This is a genomic window from Pseudoalteromonas sp. MER144-MNA-CIBAN-0113 (assembly GCF_040308965.1).
GTDB lineage: Bacteria > Pseudomonadota > Gammaproteobacteria > Enterobacterales > Alteromonadaceae > Pseudoalteromonas > Pseudoalteromonas tetraodonis.
On record NZ_JBEOOG010000137.1, the window covers coordinates 1 to 3,999 of the forward strand.

General features: G+C 37.5%; 3 protein-coding genes. All 3 read left to right on the forward strand.

Features of this window, described 5'->3' with window-relative positions:
• The first annotated feature begins 183 nt into the window (after positions 1 to 183).
• Complete coding sequence (locus tag AAEY57_RS18870; RefSeq protein WP_350608539.1) at positions 184 to 1,119, forward strand: hypothetical protein; 936 nt, start codon at positions 184 to 186, stop codon at positions 1,117 to 1,119.
• Positions 1,120 to 1,122: 3 nt separating this feature from the next.
• Positions 1,123 to 1,728 (forward strand): DUF1240 domain-containing protein, encoded by a 606-nt coding sequence (locus AAEY57_RS18875; protein ID WP_350608540.1) that lies wholly within the window; start codon positions 1,123 to 1,125, stop codon positions 1,726 to 1,728.
• Positions 1,729 to 1,880: 152 nt separating this feature from the next.
• Positions 1,881 to 3,665, forward strand: a complete 1,785-nt coding sequence (locus AAEY57_RS18880) for a choice-of-anchor I family protein (protein WP_350608541.1) — start codon at positions 1,881 to 1,883, stop codon at positions 3,663 to 3,665.
• The last annotated feature ends 334 nt before the right edge of the window (positions 3,666 to 3,999 follow it).

Below are 3,999 nucleotides of genomic sequence, written 5' to 3' on the forward strand. Positions count from 1 at the left end.
AAAGAAAATGGCAGGGCTAGACGATGATTATCGCTCAACCCTGTTAGAATCTGGGATTAAAATGCGCTAGCCGTGATTAAATATTTAAAGCGAGTTTTATAACTCGCTTTTTTATTGCCTAAATATTCTTAATTAATTAGACTATTAGATAATGGATTAAAATATAACTCAAGGAAGTGTTACATGTCAGCTTATGCTCGCCGGGCAATCGTTGAAAGACAACGCCAAAGCCAAATAAAAAGTATTCTATCAGGTAATAATCATACTCTAATTCAAATGAACTCAGCAGAGTTTGTTGATTATATTATTTCTGTAAAAATGAAAGAAGGTAAATCTCGTTCTGAAGTAGTTGATTGGCTTGATGATTTACTGGAAAAGCACAACTCACTATCAAGTAAATGGAAACGAATTAAAGACTCATTAAAAACTGGAGGAGGGCTCTACCCTTTATTTGATGATATGAAGGCATTAGCCATTATAGCGACTGTAATGCAGCGTCAAGGTAATGTTTTCGGTAAGTTTAAAATTAAAGTTTATAACGGCTCTCCCGCTATTATAATAACTTCTTATCCTGGTATCAGAGCTCATTTAACTGGTACTCGTTATTTAGCAAGTAACCCCAAACTTTTTACTATAGGAGTCGGTAAATTAGAAGCTGCAAAAGCGATGAGAGGCGGTTTTGTGCTCACTCTGGTAATTTCAGTAACGTTTCATGCGGTAGACTTCCTTTTAAATGATCAAAAAACATGGCATGACTTAGTTGCTGGTATAGCAGTAGACATGGCCGTGGTTGGAGCAGCTATAGCTACGACAGTGGCTGTAACGCATATTGCAACGGCTTTTGCTGGGGCTGTTATTGTTACCAGTGCAGTAATCCCCCTTATTATTGTTGTTAGTGTAGGGCTCGCTTTTACTGTTCTCACAATGGTTTTTTCAACAGACCCAATCGTAGATGCTATCGCATTTAAGCTGAGAAAAATTGAAAGCGACATTAACTCTGGAATAATTAATATAAATAAAAAGCTGAAAAAGGGTTTTTCTGAAGATCCCTATGCCTTTTTTAATTCTTTATTTGGGTTGCCATCTATAAATCTAAATAGTAATAAAAATGAGCTATAAACAATGTCTATTTTAGAATGGGAAAAATCCGAAGAACGTTTTACAGAACAAAGCTTCGAGCATAAATTAACTGTTGTGATAGGCCTGTTTGCTTTTATATTATTTACAATTGCTTTATTTTATTTCTCTTATTATGGGTTTGTTGAAAATGTTTATTTTGATGAGTCGCTTTATTATATTCGAGAAAGCGGCTTGTTGGCTCCGATAATAGTAATGGCTCCATTTCCTGTTTTAATGACAATGGCAGGTTTACAAAAAGTATTGAATTTCCGCAATGAAAAAACAGTAAGGTTAATGGTAAAGCTTATGCTGCGCGCAATACCTTTATATATAATTTTATCTATTGTTAATAGCTTTTACATTGAGTCTAAATTAACACGTGAGGGATATAGCTTTTGTAATTGGTATACCAGTCCATCATTCAGAGGTCCCGATGTTTGGTTAAAAAATGACGAGTTATGCTTACAAGATGGCTCTGTCATAATCAGTGATGTTACCGATTGGTTTGAACAGAAAAATCAACAAGGTATTGAGCCTTCCGTTGATGAGTTAAAAAAGTTTATTAAAATAACTCGAAAAAGGCGCGATGATTATATAAATAATATGTAGCGGCCAGTCTGATTAAATAAGCTAACCCCCACAAAAAAGCGAGTTTTATAACTCGCTTTTTTATTGTCTAAATATTCTATAAATAAAAATGCCATACTGTTGTCATCCCTGTGTGTTGATATTTAACAAATACAACACTAAGAAAAACAATAATGTTAAATAAATCAATAATAGCCTTTTCTTTGCTATCACTATTAACTGGCTGCTCACTTGATGATGATGACGGCCAAAATGGCGCACAGGGTGTACAAGGTACAGCGGGTAGTAATGGTGAAAACGGCACTAATGCAAATTCAGCTTTAAATATCAATCTTATTGGCCGCGCAGTACTCAATGCACAAAGCCCGGAAGGGGCAGCTGAAATAGTCGCCTACCAAGCCTCTAAAAAATGGATTTATGCCATTAATAGCTCTGGTGATGAAGCTGTTGTGAATATCATTCCTGCCGATACGTTCGACACTGCGGCATTAGTAAAAGATAACGAAGGTATTGTAACCGCGACCAACTTAGCCTCTGCCATTACGCTCTCACTAAATGAAAATACGCCTGGCGATGCAAACAGCATAGCTATCGATGCGAATAACCAATTATTAGCGGTAGCAATGGCTGCTACAAGCGTGGGCGAAGCTGGCCAAATAGCGTTTTACAATATTAGCGGAGATACACCAGTATTTATTAAAAATGTAACAGTAGGTGCCCTACCCGACATGGTGGCATTTAGTCATGATGGTGCAAAAGTAGTGGTTGCTAATGAAGGTGAACCTAATGGCGACTACAGTATCGATCCCGAAGGCACTATTAGCATTATCGATATCACTAACGGCACTATTGCCGATAATGCTTTGAGCATAAACTTTCAAGCTTACAATAATAAGCAAGCTGAATTAGAAGCGCAGGGCTTAGTGTTTGCCAATCCTACTGGGCGTACTATTAATGGTAATTTAATAAATACCACGGTTGCGATGGATTTAGAGCCAGAATATGTGAGTATTTCCAAGGATAATAAATACGCTTATGTCTCTATTCAAGAAAATAACGCTCTAGCCATCATCAACCTTGAAGATAATTCCCTTGAGCTAAAAGGACTCGGTTTTAAAGATTGGTCAAACTTACAATTTGACGCTTCAGACAAAGACGGCGGTGTTAACTTTAAATCATACCCTGGTTTATATGGCATGTATCAGCCAGATACAATTGCAAGTTTTAGTTGGAAAGGAGCCAACTTTATTGTATCTGCCAACGAGGGTGATGCACGCGAATACTTTTTTGATGCAAGCGATGAAGCTGATTGCATCGCTCAGGGCGGCCTTGATTATGACGCTAAAGATGGGTGTTTGGCATATATAGATGAAAGCCGCGTAGAAGATCTAGCTCTCGCAGCTAACTTCGATTACTTAAATAACGATGATAACGACATTGGTCGCTTGAAAGTCACCACGGTAAAAGGTGATAAAAATAACGATGGCCAATACGAATCTCTTTATGCCTATGGCGCACGTTCATTTACCATTTGGGATAGCAATGGGCTGGTGGTGTTTGACTCAGGCGATCAAATTGCACGAGTAACCGCTTCTGTTCATGGCAATGCATTCAATAATAACGAAGATGAAAATAAAGGCGATACACGCTCAGATGATAAAGGGGCAGAACCCGAAGCGCTAATATTAGGTGAGGTTGGCGATAGGTTATTTGCTTTTGTTGGTTTAGAGCGTATGGGCACAATAATGGTGTTTGATATAACTAACCCTTATGATGTGAAATTTCAAGACTACTTTTATAATCGTGGTTTAGAACCAAGTGCAGATATAAGTGGCGATCTCGCTCCTGAAGGAATGACATTTGTTTCTGCAGCGCAAAGTGCAACAAACGAAGCACTGCTTATAATCGGTAATGAAATCTCAGGCTCAATTGCCGTATGGGAAATAACAACTCAGTAATTAGTAAAGTTTTAAGTAAAAGCGATGTAGCGGTTATCTATAAATCGCTTTTACTTCCTCCCCTGTCAATAATCATGCCTTATGTGAATGCTTTTTAATCAAAAACAGCCCTGTAGCCCTTTGTTTGTATGGTTATTGTACTAAATTGAAATTAATTTAATAAAACTGAAATAAAGCATTGACCCTCTCCAGAATATCCCTATAATGCGCATCCACTGACCCGGCAGGCAGCAATGAAAAGCGCTGAACAAACGGTAAGTGAGTTGAGTAAAACTTAGTTTCGAAAACTTTCAAGTTTAACAAAATTAAGTGTTGACAAAAAAATAGGAAAGCG